Below are 26,138 nucleotides of genomic sequence, written 5' to 3'. Positions count from 1 at the left end.
TTATGTATAAGTATCAGTGGCGGAGAGCAAGGGATTCGAACCCTTGAGACGGAGTTGACCGCCTACACGATTTCCAATCGTGCTCCTTCGACCACTCGGACAGCTCTCCAATAATGGCTCCGCAGGTAGGATTCGAACCTACGACCGATCGGTTAACAGCCGATAGCTCTACCACTGAGCTACTGCGGAATGAAGTCTGCCTGGCGATGTCCTACTCTCACAGGGGGAAACCCCCGACTACCATCGGCGCTGAAGAGCTTAACTTCCGTGTTCGGCATGGGAACGGGTGTGACCTCTTCGCCATCATCACCAGACAATTTCAGTGACATTTAACATTATACTATGTATTCTTGAGAAAATCAAGTGTTTTTTTGAAAAACTTATTCTCTCAAAACTAGATAACAGGTGTGACATCATTCAAAAATATGGTTAAGCCCTCGATCGATTAGTATCTGTCAGCTCCATGTGTCGCCACACTTCCACCTCAGACCTATCAACCTGATCATCTTTCAGGGATCTTACTTCCTTGCGGAATGGGAAATCTCATCTTGAGGGGGGCTTCATGCTTAGATGCTTTCAGCACTTATCCCGTCCGCACATAGCTACCCAGCGATGCCCTTGGCAGAACAACTGGTACACCAGCGGTGCGTCCATCCCGGTCCTCTCGTACTAAGGACAGCTCCTCTCAAATTTCCTGCGCCCGCGACGGATAGGGACCGAACTGTCTCACGACGTTCTGAACCCAGCTCGCGTACCGCTTTAATGGGCGAACAGCCCAACCCTTGGGACCGACTACAGCCCCAGGATGCGATGAGCCGACATCGAGGTGCCAAACCTCCCCGTCGATGTGGACTCTTGGGGGAGATAAGCCTGTTATCCCCGGGGTAGCTTTTATCCGTTGAGCGATGGCCCTTCCATGCGGAACCACCGGATCACTAAGCCCGACTTTCGTCCCTGCTCGACTTGTAGGTCTCGCAGTCAAGCTCCCTTGTGCCTTTACACTCTGCGAATGATTTCCAACCATTCTGAGGGAACCTTTGGGCGCCTCCGTTACCTTTTAGGAGGCGACCGCCCCAGTCAAACTGCCCACCTGACACTGTCTCCCCGCCCGATAAGGGCGGCGGGTTAGAAGGTCAATACAGCCAGGGTAGTATCCCACCGATGCCTCCACCGAAGCTGGCGCTCCGGTTTCCAAGGCTCCTACCTATCCTGTACAAGCTGTACCAACATTCAATATCAGGCTGCAGTAAAGCTCCACGGGGTCTTTCCGTCCTGTCGCGGGTAACCTGCATCTTCACAGGTACTATAATTTCACCGAGTCTCTCGTTGAGACAGTGCCCAGATCGTTGCGCCTTTCGTGCGGGTCGGAACTTACCCGACAAGGAATTTCGCTACCTTAGGACCGTTATAGTTACGGCCGCCGTTTACTGGGGCTTCAATTCGCACCTTCGCTTACGCTAAGCGCTCCTCTTAACCTTCCAGCACCGGGCAGGCGTCAGCCCCTATACTTCGCCTTACGGCTTCGCAGAGACCTGTGTTTTTGCTAAACAGTCGCCTGGGCCTATTCACTGCGGCTCTCTCGGGCTTGCACCCTAACAGAGCACCCCTTCTCCCGAAGTTACGGGGTCATTTTGCCGAGTTCCTTAACGAGAGTTCTCTCGATCACCTTAGGATTCTCTCCTCGCCTACCTGTGTCGGTTTGCGGTACGGGCACCTCTCACCTCGCTAGAGGCTTTTCTTGGCAGTGTGGAATCAGGAACTTCGCTACTATATTTCGCTCGCCATCACAGCTCAGCCTTATGGGAAACGGATTTGCCTATTTCCCAGCCTAACTGCTTGGACGCGGATATCCAATACCGCGCTTACCCTATCCTCCTGCGTCCCCCCATTGCTCAAATGGTGAGGAGGTGGTACAGGAATATCAACCTGTTGTCCATCGCCTACGCCTTTCGGCCTCGGCTTAGGTCCCGACTAACCCTGAGCGGACGAGCCTTCCTCAGGAAACCTTAGGCATTCGGTGGAGGGGATTCTCACCCCTCTTTCGCTACTCATACCGGCATTCTCACTTCTAAGCGCTCCACCAGTCCTTCCGGTCTGGCTTCACAGCCCTTAGAACGCTCTCCTACCACTGTTCGAAGAACAGTCCGCAGCTTCGGTGATACGTTTAGCCCCGGTACATTTTCGGCGCAGAGTCACTCGACCAGTGAGCTATTACGCACTCTTTAAATGGTGGCTGCTTCTAAGCCAACATCCTGGTTGTCTAAGCAACTCCACATCCTTTTCCACTTAACGTATACTTTGGGACCTTAGCTGGCGGTCTGGGCTGTTTCCCTTTCGACTACGGATCTTATCACTCGCAGTCTGACTCCCAAGGATAAGTCATTGGCATTCGGAGTTTGACTGAATTCGGTAACCCGGTAGGGGCCCCTAGTCCAATCAGTGCTCTACCTCCAAGACTCTTACCTTGAGGCTAGCCCTAAAGCTATTTCGGAGAGAACCAGCTATCTCCAGGTTCGATTGGCATTTCACCCCTACCCACACCTCATCCCCGCACTTTTCAACGTGCGTGGGTTCGGGCCTCCATTCAGTGTTACCTGAACTTCACCCTGGACATGGGTAGATCACCTGGTTTCGGGTCTACGACCACGTACTCATGCGCCCTATTCAGACTCGCTTTCGCTGCGGCTCCGCATCTTCTGCTTAACCTTGCACGGGATCGTAACTCGCCGGTTCATTCTACAAAAGGCACGCCATCACCCGTTAACGGGCTCTGACTACTTGTAGGCACACGGTTTCAGGATCTCTTTCACTCCCCTTCCGGGGTGCTTTTCACCTTTCCCTCACGGTACTGGTTCACTATCGGTCACTAGGGAGTATTTAGCCTTGGGAGATGGTCCTCCCGGATTCCGACGGAATTTCACGTGTTCCGCCGTACTCAGGATCCACTCAGGAGAGAACGAAGTTTTGACTACAGGGCTGTTACCTCCTATGGCGGGCCTTTCCAGACCTCTTCATCTACCTCGTTCCTTTGTAACTCCGTACAGAGTGTCCTACAACCCCAAGAGGCAAGCCTCTTGGTTTGGGCTGATCCCGTTTCGCTCGCCGCTACTCAGGGAATCGCATTTGCTTTCTCTTCCTCCGGGTACTTAGATGTTTCAGTTCCCCGGGTCTGCCTTCTCATATCCTATGAATTCAGATATGGATACCACTCCATTACGAGTGGTGGGTTTCCCCATTCGGAAATCTCCGGATCAAAGCTTGCTTACAGCTCCCCGAAGCATATCGGTGTTCGTCCCGTCCTTCATCGGCTCCTAGTGCCAAGGCATCCACCGTGCGCCCTTTCTAACTTAACCGTTAAAAAGAATCACTATGTGATATCTTGTGTTACTAATTGAATGTGATGTCTACTGTTATCTAGTTTTCAAAGAACACGTTTCGAAGGAATGATCCTTCAAAACTAAACAAGACAGGGAACGTTCTGTTTATAAGACCCAAGGTCTTATATTCCGTATAATATCCTTAGAAAGGAGGTGATCCAGCCGCACCTTCCGATACGGCTACCTTGTTACGACTTCACCCCAATCATCTGTCCCACCTTCGGCGGCTGGCTCCTAAAAGGTTACCTCACCGACTTCGGGTGTTACAAACTCTCGTGGTGTGACGGGCGGTGTGTACAAGGCCCGGGAACGTATTCACCGCGGCATGCTGATCCGCGATTACTAGCGATTCCAGCTTCACGCAGTCGAGTTGCAGACTGCGATCCGAACTGAGAACAGATTTGTGGGATTGGCTTAACCTCGCGGTTTCGCTGCCCTTTGTTCTGTCCATTGTAGCACGTGTGTAGCCCAGGTCATAAGGGGCATGATGATTTGACGTCATCCCCACCTTCCTCCGGTTTGTCACCGGCAGTCACCTTAGAGTGCCCAACTGAATGCTGGCAACTAAGATCAAGGGTTGCGCTCGTTGCGGGACTTAACCCAACATCTCACGACACGAGCTGACGACAACCATGCACCACCTGTCACTCTGCCCCCGAAGGGGACGTCCTATCTCTAGGATTGTCAGAGGATGTCAAGACCTGGTAAGGTTCTTCGCGTTGCTTCGAATTAAACCACATGCTCCACCGCTTGTGCGGGCCCCCGTCAATTCCTTTGAGTTTCAGTCTTGCGACCGTACTCCCCAGGCGGAGTGCTTAATGCGTTAGCTGCAGCACTAAGGGGCGGAAACCCCCTAACACTTAGCACTCATCGTTTACGGCGTGGACTACCAGGGTATCTAATCCTGTTCGCTCCCCACGCTTTCGCTCCTCAGCGTCAGTTACAGACCAGAGAGTCGCCTTCGCCACTGGTGTTCCTCCACATCTCTACGCATTTCACCGCTACACGTGGAATTCCACTCTCCTCTTCTGCACTCAAGTTCCCCAGTTTCCAATGACCCTCCCCGGTTGAGCCGGGGGCTTTCACATCAGACTTAAGAAACCGCCTGCGAGCCCTTTACGCCCAATAATTCCGGACAACGCTTGCCACCTACGTATTACCGCGGCTGCTGGCACGTAGTTAGCCGTGGCTTTCTGGTTAGGTACCGTCAAGGTACCGCCCTATTCGAACGGTACTTGTTCTTCCCTAACAACAGAGCTTTACGATCCGAAAACCTTCATCACTCACGCGGCGTTGCTCCGTCAGACTTTCGTCCATTGCGGAAGATTCCCTACTGCTGCCTCCCGTAGGAGTCTGGGCCGTGTCTCAGTCCCAGTGTGGCCGATCACCCTCTCAGGTCGGCTACGCATCGTTGCCTTGGTGAGCCGTTACCTCACCAACTAGCTAATGCGCCGCGGGTCCATCTGTAAGTGGTAGCCGAAGCCACCTTTTATGTTTGAACCATGCGGTTCAAACAACCATCCGGTATTAGCCCCGGTTTCCCGGAGTTATCCCAGTCTTACAGGCAGGTTACCCACGTGTTACTCACCCGTCCGCCGCTAACATCAGGGAGCAAGCTCCCATCTGTCCGCTCGACTTGCATGTATTAGGCACGCCGCCAGCGTTCGTCCTGAGCCAGGATCAAACTCTCCGATAAATGGATCACAGGTTAAGTTCACCGCATCCTGCGGCGACACCTGTGTGACCTGCGTCGTGCAGGCCCTAGTTTGACTGACTACGCACATCGCTGTGCGATTTTTTAAAAACTGAATTAACAGGTACGTTTTGTCTTGTTTAGTTTTCAAAGATCATTTTCACTTCTTGTTGAAGCGACTTTATTAATATAACATTTTGACTTTCTTTTGTCAAATGTTTTTTTGATTTATTTTCCCGCCGCTGTGAGCTTGTTTTCTCAGAAGCGCATCAGCGACGTTTAATAATATAACACGGTCAAGAATCAGAGTCAACACCTTTTTTAAAAGAATATCCTCGGTGATAGACAGCCTGTCCTTTCGTTTCTATCTGGCAGACGTTGATAAGTCCCTTTTCCGTCAAGTAATCAAGCATAACGCCAAGATCTTGGGTAAAGTGCTTTAGGTCATGATGTTGAAGAAGCTCACCGAATTGCCAAATGTCTTTTTCTTTCATTACTTCGAAAAGATGCGCCGAACCGATCTCGGCTTTGGAATGGATGAGAAAATCATTTGCTAAGAATAATAATTCAAGTCTTTTTTCCAGGCTCTCATGACTTTCAATCAGCTCGGAATATAATTTGTACACTTGGGGCTCCATCTGGCGCACTTGGCTCCACACCGTGGTTTCTGGATGGAATCCTCTGTCGATTACTTCAATACGTGCTAAATGATGCAGCGCATGAACAACGGCATTGTAGGCATCTAAAAATTGATTGGCTTCAAAAAAAGCTTTCCCTTCAACATACCTTCTGATTAATTTGCCGTATTCGAGTCCGATCTTCAGTTTACGTTCGGCAAACGGAAATGTATTCAGCCTGTCAATCAGTTCAACTACGTATTCATTACGGTCAAACAAGACTCTGCCATTTACAATCCAATCTATGATTCTTCTATTTGTTCCAAGCAAAATCCATTCTTGAATCTGAGAATCTGTTACCACATGCAAAGAAGCTGTTTGATGATCAAATTCATAATGCTTTATAAAAACTGGCTCATCAGCATCCTTTACAATCACCAGCAAAGCTGCATCAAAGTTATCTGTTAAGGAAGATGTTTTGTTTCTTCTCTCAATCATAATGACAGCCAATGTATTGGGGTGACTTGCTCTTTCTTGGTAAATTGGACGGAGAAGATTTTCCATCACTATTCCTCCAATGCAATTGTTCAAATTTTTTTATTCTCTATTTGATTCAATTCTATGGTTAAAACGAAATTCCTTTTTTCTAAACACATTGAACTATTATAAACAATTTCACAGTAACTCTCCATATGTAAATTCCAGTTCAACCGAAAACATGAAGAAAATCCCATCGGGTTTGTGCTATAGTTAAAACAGAGGGGGATGGACATGGCGAAATACTCCAGCAAAATTAATAAAATCAGAACATTTGCGTTAAGTTTGGTTTTCGTTGGGTTTATCATTATGTACATCGGGATCTTTTTCAAAGAGTCAGTTTTGCTTTCTAGTTTGTTTATGATACTTGGGCTTTTATCCATCGGTCTCAGCACGGTAGTTTACTTTTGGATCGGAATGCTTTCGACTAAAGCGGTTCGCGTCATTTGTCCAGGCTGTGATAAAGAGACAAAGGTTTTAGGAAGAGTCGATATGTGCATGCATTGCCGAGAACCGCTGACTTTAGATAAGGGATTAGACGGAAAAGAATTTGATGAGTCTTATAATAAAAAGAAAATGTCGAAATAAAATAAGCTGACCGTTTCGTGCGGTCAGCTTATTTTTAATGATTTTCTTTTTTCGAACACTCTTGGCAGACGCCGTAAATTTCTAAACGGTGGTGGCTTACCTTGAAACCCGTGACGTGGGCAGCAAGCTGCTCAACTTCGTCAAGGCCCGGGTAATGGAAGTCCACAATTTTCCCGCAGTTTTCGCAAATCGCGTGATAGTGATCGGATGTGACAAAATCGAATCTGCTGGAAGCATCACCGTATGTGAGCTCTTTTACCAAACCTGATTCCCGGAACACACGCAAATTGTTATATACTGTCGCTACGCTCATGTTAGGAAATTTCCCTTCCAGAGCTTTATATATATCGTCCGCTGTTGGATGAGCCATAGAGTTAACGAGATATTCCAGAATCGCATGACGTTGAGGAGTAATGCGAACTCCGGTTTCCTTCAACGTTTCTAAGGCTTCTTTTAGTTCATGTGCAGCCATCCGTCATGCACCTCTCTTCTAAAAAAAATTCTTACATTGTAATGTTTATAATTAGTGTAACTCTTTCTACGATAATTTGTCAATTGATATCAGGGTAAAAGTAAGCATAGGCTCATAGAGATTTACTTTTCCGACATATCTTTGAGGGTTTGAAGCGCTTCGGCTACATGGTCCTTTACTTTTACTTTTCTCCATTCTTTAATGAGCCGGCCTTCTTTATCAATTAAAAAAGTGGAACGCTCGATTCCCATATACTCTTTTCCGAAGTTTTTCTTCAGCTTCCACACATCAAATGCTTCCGCCAGCTTATGCTCGTCATCAACAAGAAGCAGAAATGGAAGGTTATGCTTCTCTTTAAATTTTCCGTGTTTTTCCTGGCTGTCCGGGCTGACGCCGATAATGACGGCATCCAGTTCGGCGAAGCTTTCGTGACTGTCCCGAAAATCGCATGCTTCAGTTGTACATCCCGGTGTCATGTCCTTTGGATAAAAATAAAGCACGATGTACTTTCCTTTATAATCCGATAATTTTACTGTTTCCCCATGATCGCCTTTTAACTCAAGATCAGGCGCTTTTTGTCCGATTTCTATAGTCATTACGTTACCTCCGGATGTTTTTTATTAAGCGTATCCAATTCTTGTCCAGATTACAACCATCTCAGCTGAATCTGAAGCCCGAAGCCATTGTTCTTGTTCGGAAGCATGCTACAATAGAAAGGACGCATGGAGATATAGGAGGTTTTTATTCTTGCATACAAAATCAATTGAACTTCACAATGAGGCATTACAGCACATTGTCGGCGGTGTAAACAGCCCGTCTAGATCATATAAAGCAGTCGGCGGCGGTTCTCCTGTTGCAATGGAGAAAGCAAGCGGCGCTTATTTTTGGGATGTGGACGGCAACAAATACATCGATTATTTAGCGGCGTACGGTCCGATTATTACAGGACATGCCCACCCGCATATTACAGAAGCGATTAAAAAATCGGCAGAGAACGGTGTATTGTATGGAACACCAACGAAACACGAGGTTACATTTGCAAAAATGCTCAAAGAAGCCATTCCCGCTATGGACAAAGTAAGATTCGTCAATTCGGGTACAGAAGCCGTTATGACGACCATCCGCGTGGCTCGCGCATATACAGGCCGGACAAAAATCATTAAATTTGCGGGCTGCTATCACGGGCATTCGGACCTTGTGCTTGTCGCCGCAGGCTCCGGTCCGTCTACTCTCGGCACACCAGACTCAGCCGGTGTACCGAAAAGCATTGCAAACGAAGTGATCACAGTACCATTTAATGATATCGATAGCTATAAAGCGGCTCTTGATAAATGGGGCAGTGAAATCGCGGCAGTTCTCGTTGAACCGATTGTCGGTAACTTCGGTATCGTCGAGCCGAAAGAGGGCTTCTTAGAAAAAGTAAATGAATTGACACATAATGCAGGCGCTCTCGTTATTTACGATGAAGTCATTACGGCTTTCCGCTTTATGTATGGCGGCGCGCAGGATCTCTTACAGGTGAAACCAGATTTAACAGCACTCGGGAAAATTATCGGCGGCGGACTTCCGATTGGCGCCTATGGCGGCAAACAAGAAATCATGGAGCAGGTAGCTCCGCTAGGGCCTGCTTATCAGGCAGGAACAATGGCAGGGAACCCCGCTTCCATCCTATCAGGCATCGCTTGTCTGGAAGTGCTCAAAGAAAAAGGCGTGTATGAAAAGCTTGATCACCTTGGCGCTATGCTTGAGGAAGGTATTTTGAAGCACGCAGAAACACACGGCATCACCATTACGGTCAACCGGTTAAAAGGTGCGCTCACGGTATACTTCTCTGATGAGAAAGTCGAAAATTACGAGCAGGCTGAACGGAGTGACGGAGAAACATTCGCTACGTTTTTCAAGCTGATGCTGGAACGCGGAATTAATTTAGCACCTTCTAAGTATGAAGCTTGGTTTATTACCACAGCACATACAGAGCAGGATATTAAAGACACGCTTGCAGCGGTCGAGGATGCTTTTAAACATCTTAAAAACTAGAATCAGATACCTTGAACAGGAGCTTTGAGCTCCTGTTTTTTTTATGGAATCAAACAACGTGTAAGATTTTGGTCTTTTTCTAGAAAAATAGCTTGAATATTTGTATCGATCCCTGTATATTACTTAATTGTTTAGCAAATAAACTAACCGGGAATTTTAAGGATTAGCCCATTTGCTATGTCACACAATTTACTATAGAAAGGAATGCACGCACAAACCAATGAAACTTGGTGCCCGCATTTTCAAAACCGGGATTGCGATTACACTTGCCCTTTATTTGGCTTCGTGGATCGGGCTTCCCGCGCCGATTTTCGCTGGAATTGCAGCGATATTTGCGATCCAGCCGTCGATTTACCGCTCTTTTCTCATTATTATTGACCAGGTTCAAGCAAATATCATCGGAGCTGTGATTGCCACAGTGTTCGGCCTTATTTTCGGACCCAGCCCGATTATGATCGGGTTAACAGCAGTTATTGTCATTACAATCATGCTGAAACTTAAAATTGAACATACAATTTCAATTGCTCTTGTAACAGTCATTGCGATATTAGAATCTGCCGGTGACGACTTTTTAATGTTCGCGCTGATCAGAACAAGCACAGTCATCTTAGGGGTGCTTTCTTCCTTTATCGTCAACCTTGTGTTTTTGCCTCCTAAGTACGAAACAAAGCTGATTCATAATACCGTCGAAAACACCGAAGAAATTATGAAGTGGATCAGATTGTCCATGCGGCAGTCGACAGAGCATTCGATTTTGAAAGAGGATATTGAAAAACTGAAAGAAAAAATGATCAAGCTTGATCAGACATATCTTCTATATAAAGAAGAAAGAAGTTACTTTAAGAAAACCACTTATGTGAAATCAAGAAAGCTTGTCCTGTTCAGACAGGCCATTATTACTGCAAATCGGGCGCTTGATACATTGAAGAAGCTGCATCGTCTGGAAAACGAGATCTATCATATGCCGGAAGAGTTTCAGGAAACATTGACTGAAGAACTTGATTACCTGCTTTACTGGCACGAACGGATTTTGATGAGGTTTGTCGGAAAAATCAAGCCGCATGATGACGCGGTTGAAGAAGGCATCCGGTATAAGCAGCTTTTAACAAAGTCATTTTTAAAAAATCAGCAGAATACGGATGAGGAGCTTATTGATTACAACATGCTCAATATTATGGCAAGCGCCGTGGAATATCGCGAGCAGCTTGAACATTTAGAAACACTTATCACAAGTTTTCAAACGTATCATCCGAAAGATTGCGAAATAGAAACAGAAGAGTAACCCGGTTAAACAGCCGGGTTTTTTTATATACAAAAAAATCTTATATCCTTCGTTAAAAGGATATAAGATTGATGTTTTAGTTCAAATTTTGAATGGTAAATAAGTGCTTGTACTGGCTCTCATAGTCCATGAGTTCATCATGGGTTCCGATTTCAATGATTGTGCCGTTTTCCATGACAACAATCTTATCCGCATGGGTGATTGTCGATAAACGGTGGGCAACAACAAAAGTTGTTCTATCCTTCGCCAGTTTGTCCATCGCTTCTTGAATGTAATGCTCACTTTCCAAATCCAGAGCTGATGTAGCTTCATCTAAAATGAGGAGCGGCGGATTTTTCAGGAATACCCGCGCAATTGAGATCCGCTGCTTTTGTCCGCCTGAAAGCTTAACGCCTCGTTCTCCCACCCGGGTCTCATATCCTTCTGGAAAACTCATGATAAATTCATGGGCATTTGCAGCCTTGGCGGCTTCGATTATCTCTTCAAGTGTGGCATCAGGCTTGCCGATCGCGATATTTTCCCGAATCGTTTCACTAAATAAAAAGGTATCCTGAAGCACCATGCCAACCTGGTTGCGAAGGCTTCTTGCTTCATAATCGCGAATATCCGTCCCATCAATCAGCAGTCTGCCGCTTGTTACATCATAAAATCTTGGGATCAGGCTGACGAGCGTTGATTTTCCTCCTCCGCTCATGCCGACGAGAGCTACAGTTTCTCCTCTATTTACTTTTAAGGATACATCATGAAGAATATTTTCTTTGTCCTTCTCATATTGAAACGAAACGTTTTGAAACTCCACTCCTCCGCGAATCTGATCGGCCTTTATCGCATTTGGTTTGTCAGTGAGTTCATAGGGCTCGTCAATAAATTCAAACACCCTGTCCATTGATGCGATTGACTGTGTCAAAGTTGTAGAGGAATTGATCAGCCTTCTAACAGGGTTGTACATTCTGTCAATATATCCGACAAACGCGACCATTGTTCCGACTGTCAGCGGTCCATTAATGACAAAATACCCGGCGCACGCTATGACGATGAGCGGCGCCAAATCTGTAATGGTATTAACGACCGCAAAGGTTTTGGCGTTCCAATTCGTGTGGCGGATGGCTTTATCTAAGAAATGACCGTTTTTCTCATTAAATTGAGCCTGTTCATGATCTTCTATCGCAAAACTTCTGATGACAGGCATGCCTTGAATGCGTTCATGCAAATGCCCCTGCACTTGAGCAAGAGCCTGTGAGCGCTCCCTTGTCAGCTTTCGTAAACGGCCGTAAAAATACTTCACTGATATTCCGTATAATGGGAATAAAACGATAGAGATCAGCGTTAATTTAACGTCCAGTGTGAGCATGATAGAGATTACAATCAAAATCGTCAGCATATCGAGCCATATATTCATCAGCCCTGTGATGACGAAATCCTTTGTTTGTTCTACATCATTAATCACTCGGGAAATGACTTCCCCTGTTCTTGTATTCGCGTAAAAACGAAGGCTCAGTTTTTGTATATGGTCAAACAGCTTAGCTCTTATATCATAAAGCACCTTGCTGGCAGTCCACTGGGCAAAATATTGCCGGTAATATTCAACAGGCGGGCGCAAAATTAAAAATAAGGCGAACATGATCGCCATAATCGTGAACAATGACGTGGTTTTGTCACTGGCCGTGCCGCCTCCTTGAATAATGTCGTCAACTACGTACTTCAGAAGCAATGGGAGAGCAAGCGGAATGGAGAATTTTACGATCCCGATTAATACTGTAACGAAAATTTGCTTCTTATAAGGTTTGACGAATTGCATGTAGCGTTTCATAACCCCCACGTTGATTCCCCCTCTCTCTTTGTCATGATGTGTGTGAGCCCATGTGAAAAACCTGTTGTACCCCGCAACAGGTTTTTACGTAACCATTATTTTGTATAGCGCAAATACCGTTCATACCACATATCGACAAACTCGGGCGCAAACGGTCCCTGACGCTGGTGAATCCAATGGAGCAGCGTATTTAAGTAGTCTCTTAAAATACTGTCGATTTCTTTTGGATAATTCATGGCTTTCCGATGATCATCATATTCGTCTTCATCGAGAATATTGTAGGTCATGTCAGGAAAAACCTTAACATCTAAGTCATAATCAATATATTTAATTGCTTCGCCATCATAGGCAAACGGAGAACTGATGTTGCAATAATAATGAACCCCGTCTTCCCTCAGCATCCCGATGACATTAAACCATTGTCTTGCGTGAAAATAACAGATTGCGGGCTCTCTGGTTATCCATGTCCGGCCGTCTGATTCGGTTACCATCGTCCGGTCATTGGCTCCGATGACACACATTTCTGTACTTTTTAAGATTGTTGTCTCATTCCAAATTCTATGAATCAGCCCGTTGTGCTTATAGCTGTGAATTTGAATGGTTTCTCCTTCCTTGGGATAGCCCATATTTCTCCCCTACTTTCTATAAAGCCCTACAGTTAGTATGTCCAAATTTGCTTACCGACAACGTCTTTTACCTATTATAACGTTACAAATTGAAAAATGAAAATAAAAGAGCCATTCCGGCCGGGGAATGGCACATTCCTGCACTACACAAAGGAAGACGGCTTTTCTGAGCTGCGATATGAACGAATGACCTGCTCTGTCTGCTTTTGAAACATATCCTGTATATCGGCAAGGTGTTTCCGTTTTACCGCAATTTCAGCCTGAATCCCACGCAGCCTTGCATCCCTTTCCAAATGCCGGAGTTCCGCCTCAATTTGTTTGCAGCGGTCGAGCTCTGATTGGAGATCGAGAAGCTTATCCATCGTTTTCATCTGTTCACTTACCAGCTTTTCAAATTCGGTCATCGGTTCCTCCTTCAGCCTGATGAAAGTATAAACATTTCCTCCTTTAATCATTTCGATCTCCGTAAAGCAAACCCTTTGACTCATTCTGTAGACCTTCCACAAGTTTTGTCGTTTTTCAAACAGAAAAAAGCACTTCCACCCGAAGATGAAGTGCTTTTTTCTGTTTCAGTGATTAGCTGTTTTGTTGTTTGTTTTGTTCAGCAGATTGGTTTTGCTGTCTTACCTGCTGTGCGTCAGTTTCACTAGCGAATTCAGTGCCGAATTGACCTTGTTGTCCAGCTGATTGCTGGTTTTGTTTTCTGACTTGCTGAGCGTTTGTTTCGCTAGCAAATTCAGTGCCAAATTGACCTTGACCAGCAGCTGATTGTTGGTTTTGTTTTCTAACTTGTTGAGCGTTTGTTTTGCTGAAGTTATTTGAGTTAGCCATTGTTATCACCTCCACGGTCATTAGAATGTGCAGGTGATCGTATAGCTATTCCTCTTTTTTAAAAATTTTTAAACGAGCAGTGAGCGTCCGCCGTCAACGATAATTGTCTGTCCGCGGATCATGTCAGCCTTGGAAGACACTAGAAACTCCACAGTATCAACCATGTCTTTAATTTCGACCATGCGTCCCGCCGGCGTATTTTGGCGCGCATCCTCAAGCAGATCTTCTCTATTCGGGAAGTGCTTCAGCGCATCTGTGTCGATCGCTCCGCCTGAAACAGCATTGACGATAATTTGTTTTGGTGAAAGCTCAACGGCAAGATAACGGGTTAAAGCCTCTAACGCTGCTTTTGATACACCGACCGTGGTGTAGTTTTCAAGATAGCGGATAGAGCCTAATGAACTAATGCTGACAATATGCCCGCCACCGTTCTTCTCCATTAGCTTGGCAGCTTCCTGAGCGCAGAAAAGCAATGCTTTCGCATTAATGTTCATCGTCCAGTCCCAGTGTGTTTCTTCTAATTCCATGACAGGTCTTAGTACTCCTGAAGCGGCATTATTGACAAAAACATCAAGTCTGCCGAACGTTTCATCAATTTGCTGAAACATTTCTTTGATTTTTGCAGGCTGTCCTACGTTTGCTTTTACGACAAGCACTTTAACGCCAAGCTTTTCGATTTCTTCCGCTGTTTCTAATGCTGCTTTTTTGCTGCGTGCATAGTTAATGACGATGTTATAGCCGTTCTCAGCAAGTCTGATCGCGGCCGCTTTTCCGACACCGCGGCTGCTTCCTGTTACGAGTGCACATTTATTTTGTTCCATTTTTCCTCATCTCCTTGTAGCGTATAGTTCTTTTATTTCCACAAACAATAATGGCAAGAACTTTAAAGGGGGTCTTCTGTTATGTATGTCGGACGTGATATGAGCGAATTGAACATGGTTTCCAAAAAAGATTGGAAGAACAGTGAACTCGCTTATTTTCATCATGCCTTTCAGCAAATTATGCCTTATTTGAACGAAGAAGGCCAATCAAAATACCGGGAATTAACGCAAGAAATTGAAGCGCGCGGCGGAATGAAGCGCAATGAAGCGGACTACAGCCACGGCACGCGCGTCTCTTACGATTAAGAATGGTTTACGGAGCAGCCGAGATGGCGGCTGCTTCTCCTGCCATCTTCCAGATTTTTTGATGTGACACCGGGAACGCAAATTGTTCGAGCTCTTCTTTCGTTACTTTTTTCAGCTTGCTGGTATCCGACACTTGTTTTACTTTACCGAAAAACACTGAAATATTCCATACCAGGTGGGTGAAAACATGCTCGACTACACCTTGCAGATCACTGATATCAGCTTGTATGCCATATTCGTTTTCTAAGAAAGCAATGAGCTGTTCACGCTCAGTTTTGATCCCTTTTTGTGTTTCAAGATTCGGGAATTCCCACAGGTTGGCGAGCAAACCTTTAGACGGCCGTTTGTGGATATACACTTGTCCGTCTTCATCAGTCAGTACGATCGCGGCCATGGTTTTGATCCCGGGCTTTTTCTTTTTGCTTTTTACCGGAAGCTCCCGTTCAGTGCCTTCTTCAAATGCTGAGCAATGCTGCTGAACCGGGCAAAGCAGGCATGAGGGTGATTTTGGCGTACAGATCAAGGCTCCAAGCTCCATCAAGCCCTGATTAAATTCAGATGGTTTTTCTTTGGAAATAAAAGCTCGTATGGCGTCTTCAAAGATCGTTCTTGTTTTTGGTTTGGCAATATCATCCCAAATAGATAGAATTCTGGACATGACACGCATCACATTTCCGTCAACTGCGGGAATGGGTTTATTGTAGGCAATGCTGAGCACCGCTCCCTTTGTATAAGGGCCGACGCCTTTTAACCCGCCAAAATCTTTCTCGTCTGGAGGAACAATGCCGCCGTATTCCTGTTTCACTTCTTTTACCGCGCTTTGCAGGTTTCTGACTCGCGAATAATAGCCGAGCCCTTCCCATGCTTTCAGCACCTTTTCTTCATCAGCATCAGCGAGCGCTTCCACTGTCGGGAATTGTTCTACAAACCGGAGAAAGTAAGGAATCACTGTCTCTACTCTCGTTTGCTGCAGCATCACTTCAGATACCCACACTTTATATGGATCTTGGTCCTCTCTCCACGGCAAAACGCGCTGCTCTCGTTCAAACCATGAGATTAAATCATCGCGAAATTGCTGTATGTCTTTTTGTTTTAATTTGTCTTCAAGTACGTTCATATGTGTTTCTCCCCAGTCTTTCGCGCCCCGCTTTTCTTTAGACTGTTTTTTGTTGTACACTAAGGGCACAGTACGATAATATGTTACATTAAATAGTAATAAAGAAAAAGCGGAAACATATGAGAACGATTGAATCAGTTTAAAAATTGGGTATATGAAAATGGGGAATTTCTTACAAAGTGAATGTGCAGGATCACCCTGCAAGGAGGTCACCTATGGATACGGGCACACATGTCGTTATGGGCATCGCACTGGGCGGTATTGCGACGCTTGATCCTGTTGTCGGATCAGATCCGGCAATGGCTCACGCTGTTATGATCGCAACGCTTGCGGGCTCTCAGGCTCCGGATATTGATACTGTGTTAAAGCTTAAAAACAATGCTGTTTATATAAGGAATCACAGAGGATTTACCCATTCAATTCCCGCCGTTTTGTTTTGGTCTGTCATCATCCCGGCGATTCTGTATTTATTTTATCCTCAGGCCGATTTTCTGCACCTGTGGCTGTGGACACTGCTGGCAGTCGTTCTGCATGTCTTTGTTGATATATTCAACGCCTATGGAACACAAGCCATTCGTCCGTTTTCGAAAAAATGGGTTGCGCTCGGGCTGATTAATACGTTTGATCCGTTTATTTTTATCAGCCATCTGGCAGCTATCGCGATTTGGTATGCAGGCGGGAGTCCCGGCATCACGTTTCTCAGCTTATATATCATATTGGTAGGCTACTACTTGGTGCGCCTGATCATGCAGCTGAGAATTAAACGGAAGCTTCATGAGATGATTCATGATGAGATCGAAAGCATTATTATTTCTCCAACGATGAAATTCAGGCAATGGCGAATCGCAGTGACGACAGCACATGCTTTCTATGTAGGAAGAAGCATGGAAGGACATGTCGTGATTCTGGATACATTTAATCGGGTGCCTGTTCCTGAAACCGATGTAATGCATGCGGCAAAGCAGGATGATAACATCGCGGCGTTTCTGTCCTTTTCTCCGGTATACCGGTGGGAAGTGGATACGTTTAAAGATCATTATGAGGTGAGATTTATCGACCTGCGTTATCGGAGCAAAGGCCATTATCCGTTTGTCGCAATTGTTCATATCGGCCATGATCTCACGATTCGTTCATCCTATACGGGATGGATATTCAGCGAAGAAAAACTTCAGAAAAAATTAAAGCTCGGCTCTATATAGAGCCGGGCTTTTTACGTCTTATATAAAAAACAGCAAGCAGCAGACTGACGAGAGATATGATCGCCGATATTTTGAAGTATGGCGGATAGTAAGTCAGCTCAATGTGATTGTCTCCCTTTTGCGCCTTGAAGCCTATAAAAGCATAATCCGCTTTTTCGATCTTCTGTGTTTTTCCGTTGATCTTCAGCTCCCAGCCTTTTTCATATGGGATCGGAAGCATGATGTACTGGTCTTTTGACAGATGATAGGAAAAGGTCAGTCGATTTTTGTTCCAATTCAGTTTGTCTGCTTTCTCTGTTTTATTTTGCATTACAGCGTTTTTCAGCGTTTGGTAATTTTCTTCATAGAGCGCTATGTTTCTCAGCTCATAGGTTCCTTTCGGAAGATTGATTGAGATATGGCCTGATTTAGGCACTCTTACCGTTATATTATTTACTCCGGTTTTATAGATCGATTTGTTCGATTTCCTTGTTGTGACATAATCATTTACCTTTAATGTAAATCCTTTGTCTTTTGCTTTGCTTTTCAAATAAAAGCTGACATAGTAGTCTCCCGGAGCGGATGATGGCTGTTTCGGGGTGATGATCAGCTCTCCTCCGTTTTCTCCAGTTACGGTTAGCAGCCCGTTTTGATACTGGGCTTGTTTTGCGGTGATGTCCGACTTGGTGATCAAATTGGACGGTTTTGGTGTCTGCTCCGTTTTTCCTGATGGATCTTTTAATATAATTCCTTTCAGCATCGCCTGTTCTTTCGCAAGAGCGGGCAATCGGTCCAGCTCACTTTCGCTGTATATGGCATCCGCTGTTTTAACGAATGGAAGCATGTACTGATTCTCATAAACTGCATAATGCTCTGTTTCTAAATGCTTTTTGAAGCCGTACGGGACGCTGGCTTCGTTTGTTTTTTCGGTCATATAATATTTGCCGTAAAGCAGGCTGTATAAATTCGCCCTGTCTCCCAATGACGCGTAACGGCTGACGCTTTCCCTGCCCATATCGATGCTTAAATCATTCCAATAGAAGGCCAGCAGATCTTTGTTTAAAATGCTGGAATACGCGCTGAAGCCATTAAATCCGTAAATGATTGGCGTATTATTGCGGACCCCGTTCATCCAGTCGATTCTCATGAGCGGGTCATCGTCTTCCTTCTGTAAACGTCTGATGAGCTCAGATGATTCCCGCCCTCTGTATTCCTCACTTGTAAGATATTCTTTTGTCACACTGTCCAAATCGCCGCCTTCTGAGAGCGCGTATTTTTGATAGGAGTTGGCGACAAACAGCGAAGAAAGAATGATTATACCGTACACAGCCATTTTTGCCCGTTTTTTCGCAAAAGCTGCAGCAAACAAGGCTGCGATTGTCATGAGTAAGAGCAATAGAATACTTTCATTCGCAGGCTTCCATATATCGAGCTTATACCTTTGGATATGATACAAGTAAAGAAGCAGGACGACAGCTGCGGCCGGGAGCAGTTCTTTCCGTTTCAATTCAGACAGCTGTGACAAACCAGCCGCAGCTGCTCCCGCAATGGTAAAGGCCAGAACATATTCAAACCGGTTTTGCGGGGCGGAAAAACCGTTAAAGACGCTTGCCGCATACGGACTGAAATGAAACAGAATAAACAGCAGGCTCAACCCGGCAAAGAGACGAAACACACGGTTTTTGTAAAAAGAAATAATAAACAAAAACAGCAGAAAAGCGGCCGGCACAATGATGATCCGGCTCGAAAATAAGATATTATCATCGAAATTGAGCCACTCTATTTTCTGGCTGTATGGAGGGCGCAGGTTGTTTAAAAAACCGTATACTACCGGCACAAACGCCGCCGCACTGATGCCAAAAGAAATGAAGCCTGAAACGAGAAATAATCTGATTTGAATCCATCTTTTCTCTTCATGTGGTTCCAAACGGATCAGCCATCTGAACAGCACATAGATTCCGATGAATATAAGGTTTATGTATGCAAAGTAAAAATTGTTGATTAACGTCAGCGAACACGCAACGATAAACCACGCCGGACGCCGCTCTCTAATAATTTTTTCTGCGCCAAGCACAAGCAGCGGAAGCCAAACCATTGTATCGGTGAAAAATTCCCAATACGCTTCGTGACGGAAATAAATAATTGAGACGCCGTATAACACGGCTCCCGTGAACGATGCCGCCCTGTGCTTAAGAAGATAATGAAAAACAGAAGCGGACGTAAAGATGATCAAGCTCAATTTGAAAATACTGATAAAAACAGCTGACTCTGCCCAAAAAAGCGTATCCGTTTCTCCGATCAGCTGGACGGCTTGAAGCAGCCAAACAGCGGCAGACACAGCAAGAAAAAGAAAAGACGCAGAAAAATAATAGCCGAGCTGACTGAATGTGCCGCCGCCAAGTCCGAATGAATAATTGTAGAAAAAATTCCCGTGTGTATATTGGTCAAATAATAATTTTTTAAATACGATCATTTGCGCAAGCCCGTCACCCGGACCTGTCATATACCTGCCTTCCGCCCATTCTTTCACAAAAAAAGCGTGTGCCAGAACGGACACCAGCAAACTGGCCGCATAGATCATGATATGTTTTCTTTTCATATGAATTCTCCAGTCTTGCTTTTAAGATAATAGACACGCAAAAAAAGCACTGCCAATGGCGCTTGGTATTTTCAGTGCATTTTTGTCAGACGCCGCATGCTTTTTAATTCGTTCGTTTCAGGCAGGTCTTTGTTCGGGATATTCGCCTCTTTGATCAAATAATGCGGGCGTTTTTTTGTTTCATAATAGATTCGGCCGATATATTCACCTATTATTCCAAGACTTAACAGCTGTACTCCGCCGAGAAATAACACTGCTGAGATAATGGTGAAATACCCAGGCACAGAAATACCGTTAGTCAGAATTTTAACGAATGTGGCAATGATATAAATGATGGAAAGCAGCAGGATGAAAATGCCTGTATAAAAACATAATCTCAGCGGCTTATGATTAAATGAAACGACGCCGTCCATTCCGTAGTTAAACAGACTGCTGAACGACCATTTGGAGGTGCCGTTTTTTCGTTCGACATTTTCATAAAATACAATTTTCTGATCAAAGCCAATCCAGCAAAAAAGGCCTTTTGAGAAGCGGTTTCCTTCGCTCAGCTTCAAAAGTGCATTCACAGCTTGGCGGCTTAACAATCTGAAGTCACCGACACCGTCACGCAAATCGACTTCCACCGCTTTATTAATGAACTTGTAATACATAGATGATAAGAGTGAGCGGACAAAGCTGTCCCCTTTTCTGTTCCTTTGGGCAATGACTTGGTCATACCCTTCTTCGTAGCCTTTGATAAATTCCTTCAGCAAATATGTCGGATGCTGCAGATCGGCATCCATGACAATAACCGCCTCGCCCTGAACATGCTCAAAGCCCGCCAAAATTGCGGCTTCTTTTCCAAAGTTTCGAGAAAAAGATATATATTTTACCCGGCTGCACGTCGCTGCCAAGTCTTTGATCTGCTGAAGCGTGTCATCAACACTTCCGTCGTTTATGAAGAATATTTCATAGTCATAATGAATGTTTTTAAATTCCTTTTTTAAAGATTCATGAATGAGTTTAACATTATACCCTTCATTGTAAGACGGGATAATAATCGAGATTAATCCTTGCTTCATTAAGGCACCTTCTTTTTATTATTCTTTTTAAGTATTGCCTTAGGGGAGTTTTACACAAATCTTCAGTAAGGCTATTCCTTTTTTTAAAGTCGTTTAAACCTGTTTTTTGTTACAATTTTATGGTGACATTCATGATTTTTAATGTTATTTTGTCATGTTTAAAACAGACTATGAAAAAAACGCACAGAAAAAGTCTGCCATTATGACAGACGGATGGAGAGAAATTTTAGCTTATTGGTTCTTAAGATATTCCAAAATCAGCTGATTGACGATGGCTGGCTTTTCGTGGTTAATCCAATGGGAAGCTTCATCAACAAAGATGAGATGTCCATTCGGGCAATGCCTTTCCGTCTCTTTCGCAAGCTTTCTGCTCAAAAAGCGGTCTTCCATTCCCCAGATCATTCGGTAAGGTACTGTTTCGTAAGAGGGTTTCTCTGCCAAGCTTCCTTTTCTGAGGGCTCTGTACCAGTTCAGCATAGCTGTCAGCGCGCCCGGCTGTTTCCACGCTTCTTTGTACCTGCTGACATCCTCGGATGTAAAAAGCGCGGGACGGTCGGATAATCCAATCGCTTTGTCTAATGTTTCATAATCATTTTCCCTTAGTGATGCCTCCGGTATATCGGGGAGCTGGAAGTATGCGATATACGAGCTTTTCAGCCATTGCGGCGGATAAAGCGGCGTTACGGTTTTCATGACGTGCGGGTGCGGAATATTGATCGCGATCAGTTTTTCAAGATATTCCGGGCGTGTGGAAGCCAAATGCCATGCAACAGCCCCTCCCCAGTCATGCCCGATGACAATTGCTTTTTCATCAGTGAATTGCGTAATAAGCCCGATGATATCATCTCTTAATGTATCAATCCGATACGAATCAATTCCTTCCGGTTTGTCACTGAGATTGTAGCCCCGCTGATCAGGAGCAATGACCCGGTAACCCGCATCAACAAGCGGTTTGATTTGATTTTTCCAGCCGTACCAAAACTCAGGAAATCCATGGAGCAGGACAATTAACGGGCCATCTTCCCGTCCTGCGGCTGCAACGTGAAGCGTGATTCCGTTCGTATTGACAAACTGGCATTTAACTCCGTCCACTTCTATCTCCTCCTTGACTGTGCGTCATGATTTTCAGCCTTTTCTCCGTCAGCATAAATGTTATGACACAGGCGGCAATCAGCAGGATAAGCTGAAGAATAAACAAGTTTGATCCCAGTAGCAAACCCATTCCCGCAATCACCAAGCCTGACAGGATCATTAACGATGCACTGTAACGGTTCGCTTCATTCCATAATCTTTGATCTGACATTGAGCGTCTCGTTCTGTATCCGTACACACTGTTGATCGATTTGGGAGGAAACAGTTTGATCAGTATGCCAGCAATGATCATAAGCCCTCCGCCGACTAAACCCGTCATATCCTCATCTCCTTTCTCATTGTTACGTGCAGAAAGGAGAAATGTTTCATGCATAGGCAAAAAGACAAGCCTCGGCCTGCCTTTTTATCGCATTTGTAAATCCTTTGTGTGAATATAGCCTTTAACTCCGCCATAATCCACGAACGCCCAAGTGAAGTCAAATCCGCCGTTTTCACTGAATCCCCACCCAAGTATTGTCACCTCTCTTCCAGATGAGAGCTGTTTAGCTTTTCCATTTTCGGGCGTCGGTGCATAGAAGGCTGTCTGTTTCATTGTTTTCGCTTGGCTTGCGGTTTTCATTAAAAAGTGGGTTGAAATATACGCTTTTTTTCCTTTGAAATGAATTTGAGCCCAATCGGCATTTACAAATCCATAGACTTTTACTTTTTGTTCTGATGATACAGTGCCGAGAATGTCACCTTTATGATTTGGCTCAGTCCGGACATTCAGCTTTCCTGTTTTTATGATGTAAGAATCGGATGATGGCATGCTGACAGATATGTCGTGAAGGGGCGCAGCTTTTGCTGCGGGAGCGGAATGAAGTGCTGTCAAACCCAGTCCTGCAGCAGCTGTTAAAGCGAGCATTACTTGTTTCTTTTTCATATAAAGCTCCTCCTCGCATTTGACAAGATATAAGTGGTATTCCCTGATTGACAGGCTGGTGAAACATGTTTTGTTTATGATTTCTTCCTGTTAAGGTAATTTTAAGAAAATGAAAAAACCTGCCGGTCGTTAACGGCAGGTTTTTAGTGCAAAAGGCCTTTGCTTTGATTTAAGTAATCATTCACGTCGTTACGGGAGCTTTGAAAAAGGTGGAGCTGGCCGCCATAGTTTTCAATCCATTGTGTGACGATTTTTTCAGTCATTTTTTCACCTTGATAGGCGTGTCCGGCTTTTGCGTAGGTTGCTTCGAAATCGCTCCATAACAATTCCACCCACGTTTTTGCCTGTATATAGCTGATCATCTCGTTCTTTTCCAGAAGCAGATTAGTCAGTTTCTCAATGTACATATTCATGTGTGCAGTCTCCTTTCTTCAGGAAAAAAATAACGCTTTATTACGTGGTGTTCTCCATATACTAACCTTACGTCTTCATCTGAAAAGACGCAACTTTTTGATCTCGAACCTAGGGGGATATGACATGGTCCGAAATAAAGAAAAAGGATTTCCTTACGAAAACGAAAACAAATTTCAGGGTGAACCGAGAGCAAAGGACGACTATGCTTCAAAGCGTGCTGACGGATCTATCAATCAGCATCCTCAAGAAAGAATGAGAGCCTCAGGCAAACGGTAAAGAAGAACAGCTGCATACACTGCAGCTGTTTTTTACCCTTTATTGACTTGATATTCGTAGACGCTCTTCTTTTCTGATAAGTGTGCGAAGGTAGAAAGCACAAGTCCGCATGCGGTCATAAGCGCACCTCCTGCAAACAGCCAGGAATAAGAGCCTGTTCCGTTTAAAATCATTCCGCCGATCCATGCACCAAGGGCATTGGCAAGGTTAAATGCTGATACGCTGACAGCTGCGGCAATGGTTGTGCCGCCCTCAGATGAGGAAATGACCTTTGTTTGCAGAAGAGGCGGCGTGCCGAATGCGCATGCCCCGAATAGGAACGTTGCCACAATGGCTGCAGCCGGGTAAATGGCGATGTAAGGAAATACAGCCAGAACACCGATTAAACCGATCATTACGCCGATCATCGTCCGAGTCAGCAAAGGCAGCGGTACTTTTCCAGCAAAGAAATTCCCGGCAACGCCTCCCAATCCATACGCAAAGAGAGCACCTGTAATGCCAACCGTGCTGAATCCGGCTGAATGCCTCAAAATGGGTTCGATAAAGGTGTAGGCGATAAAGACACCGGAATAGCCTAAAATGGTAATCGCGAAGGAAAACAGCACTTGTTTGTGTTTAAAAACCCCCCACTCATTCATAAGCATTGGGATCACTTTTGGTTTTCTGTTCGGCACGGCAGCCATAAGGCCTAAAAATCCGATGACACCAAGTGCCGTAATGATGGAAAACACCGCTCTCCAATTCAGGACATCTCCGAGATAAGAGCCGAATGGAACACCAAGCATTAGAGCCACTGTCAGTCCGCCGTTCATTGAAGCAGCAGCTGCAGCACGCTTTTCCGGCGGAACCATTTCACTTGCGAATACCATGGCAATCGCGAAGAAAGCGCCGTGTATGGACGCAGATAAAATTCTTGAAATGGCCAATACAGCAAAATTCGGCGCCAGTGCGCTCATCAGGTTGGAAAGGATAAATATCGCCATCAGCCCAAGAAGCACAGGCTTTCTCGGAAGCTTGACGGAAATGATGGTGACGAGCGGCCCTGTCAAACAAACGCTTGCCGCATAAGCCGTGACAAGAAGCCCTGCGGATGAAACCTGTATATGAAAGTCATTGGCAATCGACGTCAAAATACCCATCACCGCGTATTCTGTATAGCCGATTGAAAATGTACAAATCATAAGAACAAATATAATAAATTTTACAGATGGGTTTTTGATACTCAACGTCATCGCCTCCTTTGATTTTAAAAAACAACGAGTTTCATCTTAAAAGATTTTTCAAGTGAATTCAATGATTTTTTCTTTAAGAATTCGTGTAAATGTGCTGCAAACAAAAAGAGGCTGATCATCAGCCTCCTGTTACGCTTTATTCTTTTTCTTGCAATACTGAGATTGGCAGCGCTTCCTCTTGCTGAGGGGAAGAGGTCCTGTATCCCCATGCGAAAACGCCATTTAAATAACTGATGGTAAACTCGTCCTCAGTGTTTTCCACACGATATGTTTCTCCCGGTGAGTAATCTTCCGGGTTCAGCAAATATGCTTTTGCCATCGTAATTTTCCGTTCGAGCACTGCCAGTTCGTTTATGATTCCATGCTGTTCGGCTTTTCTTGCTTTTTCAGAAAGTAATGCGATTTCGGTATTGAGTTCGTGAGGTGTCATTTGACTGTATCGTTTCTCCATTTCAGTACTCCTCTTCCTGCAGTAATTGCTCGATTAAATCGAGTGAGAATCCTTTGCGGAATAAAAATTGTTTGACCTTCATGGCGCTTTCATATGAGCCGTCATAGCGGTATTTTCTAAACGCTTTTTCCGCGTGAAGGCGCAGCGCTTCTTTCTCTGTGTCTTCATCATTTTCATATTCAATCTGATCCATCGCCGCGCTGATAACATCAAATGAGAAGCCCTTGCGCTGAAGCTGCAGCTGGGCGCGCTGTTTGAGTTCTTTCGTCGAAAGCTTTTTATCTTTTTTGAGAAGCTTTTCAACATGCTTGACCGCTTCTCTTGTCTGATCTTCAAAGGAAAAGGAACTTAGCGCCTCCTTAATTGTATCGTCATCAATTCCCTTCGCTCTTAGCTCTCTGAACAAAACATCAGGGCCTTTTCCGTTTGTTTTTTTGTGAGTGCTGACATAGGCTGAGGCAAATTCCTGGTCGTTTAAGTACTTGTAATCGTTAAGCCTATGGATGACTTCCGCAATGACGGGGGGCGAGGTTTCTTTTTTCTTTAAGTGGTCCTCGACCTCTTTCGTCGACCGCATTCGATAGGATAAAAAGTCAAGCGCACGGTTGAAGCCTTTCTTCACTTCATCGCCGTATTGAATCTCAATGATGTCAAGATCATCGAGTTCTTTTCCCTTCTTGAGCTCAAATTTCACGAGCACATCCGCGTCCACACTGAAGGCGTATTTATCATCCAAAAAAATATTGAAGCGTTCCGTATTCTTTTTTTGCGTTGATATTTTTGTAATAAACGGCATCTT

The 26,138-nt window shown here is 44.9% G+C and carries 24 protein-coding genes, 2 tRNA genes and 3 rRNA genes; 6 read left to right on the top strand and 23 right to left on the bottom strand.

Features of this window, described 5'->3' with window-relative positions:
- Positions 1-17: 17 nt before the first annotated feature.
- The 6 genes from MKX38_RS04650 to MKX38_RS04625 all read right to left on the bottom strand — a co-directional run bounded on the left by MKX38_RS04650 (position 18) and on the right by MKX38_RS04625 (position 6,251).
- Positions 18-109, bottom strand: a tRNA-Ser gene (locus MKX38_RS04650).
- 5 nt (positions 110-114) lie between these two features.
- Positions 115-189, bottom strand: a tRNA-Asn gene (locus MKX38_RS04645).
- Between the two features lie 9 nt (positions 190-198).
- Positions 199-314: ribosomal RNA gene (gene rrf, locus MKX38_RS04640) — 5S ribosomal RNA — on the bottom strand.
- 111 nt (positions 315-425) lie between these two features.
- Positions 426-3,353 (bottom strand): 23S ribosomal RNA (locus MKX38_RS04635).
- Positions 3,354-3,523: 170 nt separating this feature from the next.
- Positions 3,524-5,073: ribosomal RNA gene (locus tag MKX38_RS04630) — 16S ribosomal RNA — on the bottom strand.
- Together the 16S, 23S and 5S rRNA genes with 2 tRNA genes alongside form the textbook arrangement of a ribosomal RNA operon.
- Positions 5,074-5,366: 293 nt before the next feature.
- A complete protein-coding gene (locus MKX38_RS04625) occupies positions 5,367-6,251 on the bottom strand; it encodes a nucleotidyltransferase-like protein (protein ID WP_003243727.1) in 885 nt (294 codons plus the stop codon).
- Between the two features lie 207 nt (positions 6,252-6,458).
- Here MKX38_RS04625 and MKX38_RS04620 point away from each other — a divergent pair, with 207 nt between their 5' ends.
- Positions 6,459-6,812: a YgzB family protein gene (locus MKX38_RS04620; RefSeq protein WP_339188812.1), complete on the top strand. Its 354-nt coding sequence runs from the start codon at positions 6,459-6,461 to the stop codon at positions 6,810-6,812.
- Positions 6,813-6,846: 34 nt separating this feature from the next.
- On the opposite strand, the gene perR is transcribed toward MKX38_RS04620, so the two are convergent.
- Both perR and bcp read right to left on the bottom strand, forming a co-directional pair.
- A complete protein-coding gene (gene perR / locus MKX38_RS04615) occupies positions 6,847-7,284 on the bottom strand; it encodes a peroxide-responsive transcriptional repressor PerR (RefSeq protein ID WP_003223285.1) in 438 nt (145 codons plus the stop codon).
- A gap of 122 nt (positions 7,285-7,406) precedes the next feature.
- The gene (bcp, locus tag MKX38_RS04610) at positions 7,407-7,880 is read right to left on the bottom strand and encodes a thioredoxin-dependent thiol peroxidase (protein WP_003233532.1); all 474 of its coding nucleotides are present in this window, start codon (positions 7,878-7,880) and stop codon (positions 7,407-7,409) included.
- A gap of 151 nt (positions 7,881-8,031) precedes the next feature.
- On the opposite strand from bcp, the gene MKX38_RS04605 reads away from it, so the two are divergent.
- Together MKX38_RS04605 and MKX38_RS04600 are read left to right on the top strand one after the other, a co-directional pair.
- The gene (locus tag MKX38_RS04605; protein WP_339188810.1) at positions 8,032-9,321 is read left to right on the top strand and encodes a glutamate-1-semialdehyde 2,1-aminomutase; all 1,290 of its coding nucleotides are present in this window, start codon (positions 8,032-8,034) and stop codon (positions 9,319-9,321) included.
- Positions 9,322-9,541: 220 nt separating this feature from the next.
- Positions 9,542-10,603: an aromatic acid exporter family protein gene (locus tag MKX38_RS04600; RefSeq protein WP_003233537.1), complete on the top strand. Its 1,062-nt coding sequence runs from the start codon at positions 9,542-9,544 to the stop codon at positions 10,601-10,603.
- Between the two features lie 76 nt (positions 10,604-10,679).
- Here the strand turns inward: MKX38_RS04600 and MKX38_RS04595 are convergent, their stop codons facing one another.
- From MKX38_RS04595 to fabL, 5 genes are all read right to left on the bottom strand, one after another.
- Positions 10,680-12,422, bottom strand: a complete 1,743-nt coding sequence (locus MKX38_RS04595) for an ABC transporter ATP-binding protein (RefSeq protein ID WP_009966836.1) — start codon at positions 12,420-12,422, stop codon at positions 10,680-10,682.
- A gap of 86 nt (positions 12,423-12,508) precedes the next feature.
- Positions 12,509-13,039: a DUF402 domain-containing protein gene (locus MKX38_RS04590; protein ID WP_003223272.1), complete on the bottom strand. Its 531-nt coding sequence runs from the start codon at positions 13,037-13,039 to the stop codon at positions 12,509-12,511.
- A gap of 143 nt (positions 13,040-13,182) precedes the next feature.
- The gene (locus MKX38_RS04585) at positions 13,183-13,443 is read right to left on the bottom strand and encodes a YgaB family protein (RefSeq protein ID WP_003242708.1); all 261 of its coding nucleotides are present in this window, start codon (positions 13,441-13,443) and stop codon (positions 13,183-13,185) included.
- A 172-nt stretch (positions 13,444-13,615) separates the two neighbouring features.
- Positions 13,616-13,870, bottom strand: coding sequence for a gamma type acid-soluble spore protein SspE (gene sspE / locus MKX38_RS04580; protein ID WP_003233541.1), 255 nt, complete (start codon positions 13,868-13,870; stop codon positions 13,616-13,618).
- Positions 13,871-13,938: 68 nt separating this feature from the next.
- Positions 13,939-14,691 (bottom strand): enoyl-[acyl-carrier-protein] reductase FabL, encoded by a 753-nt coding sequence (gene fabL / locus MKX38_RS04575; protein WP_003223262.1) that lies wholly within the window; start codon positions 14,689-14,691, stop codon positions 13,939-13,941.
- Between the two features lie 81 nt (positions 14,692-14,772).
- Here fabL and MKX38_RS04570 point away from each other — a divergent pair, with 81 nt between their 5' ends.
- Positions 14,773-14,997, top strand: coding sequence for a hypothetical protein (locus tag MKX38_RS04570; protein ID WP_003233542.1), 225 nt, complete (start codon positions 14,773-14,775; stop codon positions 14,995-14,997).
- 7 nt (positions 14,998-15,004) lie between these two features.
- On the opposite strand, the gene mutY is transcribed toward MKX38_RS04570, so the two are convergent.
- The gene (gene mutY / locus MKX38_RS04565) at positions 15,005-16,114 is read right to left on the bottom strand and encodes an A/G-specific adenine glycosylase (RefSeq protein ID WP_003243838.1); all 1,110 of its coding nucleotides are present in this window, start codon (positions 16,112-16,114) and stop codon (positions 15,005-15,007) included.
- 215 nt (positions 16,115-16,329) lie between these two features.
- On the opposite strand from mutY, the gene MKX38_RS04560 reads away from it, so the two are divergent.
- Positions 16,330-17,313 carry a metal-dependent hydrolase gene (locus MKX38_RS04560; protein ID WP_003244136.1) on the top strand — a complete coding sequence of 328 codons (984 nt, stop codon included), beginning with the start codon at positions 16,330-16,332 and terminating at the stop codon, positions 17,311-17,313.
- Here the strand turns inward: MKX38_RS04560 and MKX38_RS04555 are convergent.
- The 6 genes from MKX38_RS04555 to MKX38_RS04530 all read right to left on the bottom strand — a co-directional run bounded on the left by MKX38_RS04555 (position 17,306) and on the right by MKX38_RS04530 (position 23,379).
- The gene (locus tag MKX38_RS04555) at positions 17,306-19,891 is read right to left on the bottom strand and encodes a YfhO family protein (RefSeq protein WP_003242872.1); all 2,586 of its coding nucleotides are present in this window, start codon (positions 19,889-19,891) and stop codon (positions 17,306-17,308) included. The two genes, MKX38_RS04560 and MKX38_RS04555, sit on opposite strands and share 8 nt — an antisense overlap.
- A gap of 71 nt (positions 19,892-19,962) precedes the next feature.
- The gene (locus MKX38_RS04550) at positions 19,963-20,952 is read right to left on the bottom strand and encodes a glycosyltransferase family 2 protein (RefSeq protein ID WP_003244113.1); all 990 of its coding nucleotides are present in this window, start codon (positions 20,950-20,952) and stop codon (positions 19,963-19,965) included.
- A 231-nt stretch (positions 20,953-21,183) separates the two neighbouring features.
- Positions 21,184-22,044 (bottom strand): epoxide hydrolase EphM, encoded by an 861-nt coding sequence (gene ephM / locus MKX38_RS04545; RefSeq protein ID WP_076458543.1) that lies wholly within the window; start codon positions 22,042-22,044, stop codon positions 21,184-21,186.
- Complete coding sequence (spdL, locus tag MKX38_RS04540; protein ID WP_003242803.1) at positions 22,031-22,363, bottom strand: SdpC immunity protein SpdL; 333 nt, start codon at positions 22,361-22,363, stop codon at positions 22,031-22,033. Before spdL ends, ephM begins: the two co-directional genes overlap by 14 nt.
- Before the next feature lie 84 nt (positions 22,364-22,447).
- Positions 22,448-22,966, bottom strand: a complete 519-nt coding sequence (locus MKX38_RS04535) for an SH3 domain-containing protein (protein ID WP_339188804.1) — start codon at positions 22,964-22,966, stop codon at positions 22,448-22,450.
- A gap of 143 nt (positions 22,967-23,109) precedes the next feature.
- Entirely contained in the window at positions 23,110-23,379 is a 270-nt protein-coding gene (locus MKX38_RS04530) for a YfhJ family protein (RefSeq protein WP_015252516.1), read from the bottom strand.
- A 124-nt stretch (positions 23,380-23,503) separates the two neighbouring features.
- Between MKX38_RS04530 and MKX38_RS04525 the strand changes: the two genes are divergently transcribed.
- The gene (locus MKX38_RS04525) at positions 23,504-23,656 is read left to right on the top strand and encodes a small, acid-soluble spore protein K (RefSeq protein ID WP_003223241.1); all 153 of its coding nucleotides are present in this window, start codon (positions 23,504-23,506) and stop codon (positions 23,654-23,656) included.
- Between the two features lie 32 nt (positions 23,657-23,688).
- On the opposite strand, the gene MKX38_RS04520 is transcribed toward MKX38_RS04525, so the two are convergent.
- From MKX38_RS04520 to recX, 3 genes are all read right to left on the bottom strand, one after another.
- Positions 23,689-24,882, bottom strand: a complete 1,194-nt coding sequence (locus MKX38_RS04520; RefSeq protein WP_003243500.1) for an MFS transporter — start codon at positions 24,880-24,882, stop codon at positions 23,689-23,691.
- 142 nt (positions 24,883-25,024) lie between these two features.
- The gene (locus MKX38_RS04515) at positions 25,025-25,339 is read right to left on the bottom strand and encodes a YfhH family protein (RefSeq protein ID WP_003244592.1); all 315 of its coding nucleotides are present in this window, start codon (positions 25,337-25,339) and stop codon (positions 25,025-25,027) included.
- Position 25,340: 1 nt separating this feature from the next.
- Positions 25,341-26,135, bottom strand: a complete 795-nt coding sequence (recX, locus tag MKX38_RS04510) for a recombination regulator RecX (RefSeq protein ID WP_038428646.1) — start codon at positions 26,133-26,135, stop codon at positions 25,341-25,343.
- Positions 26,136-26,138 lie beyond the last annotated feature (3 nt).

Origin of the sequence: Bacillus sp. FSL M8-0025 (genome assembly GCF_037975475.1) — a bacterium.
GTDB lineage: Bacteria > Bacillota > Bacilli > Bacillales > Bacillaceae > Bacillus > Bacillus subtilis.
The sequence above is the reverse complement of the archived record's forward strand: the minus strand, read 5'-3'. Positions and strand labels throughout refer to the sequence as shown.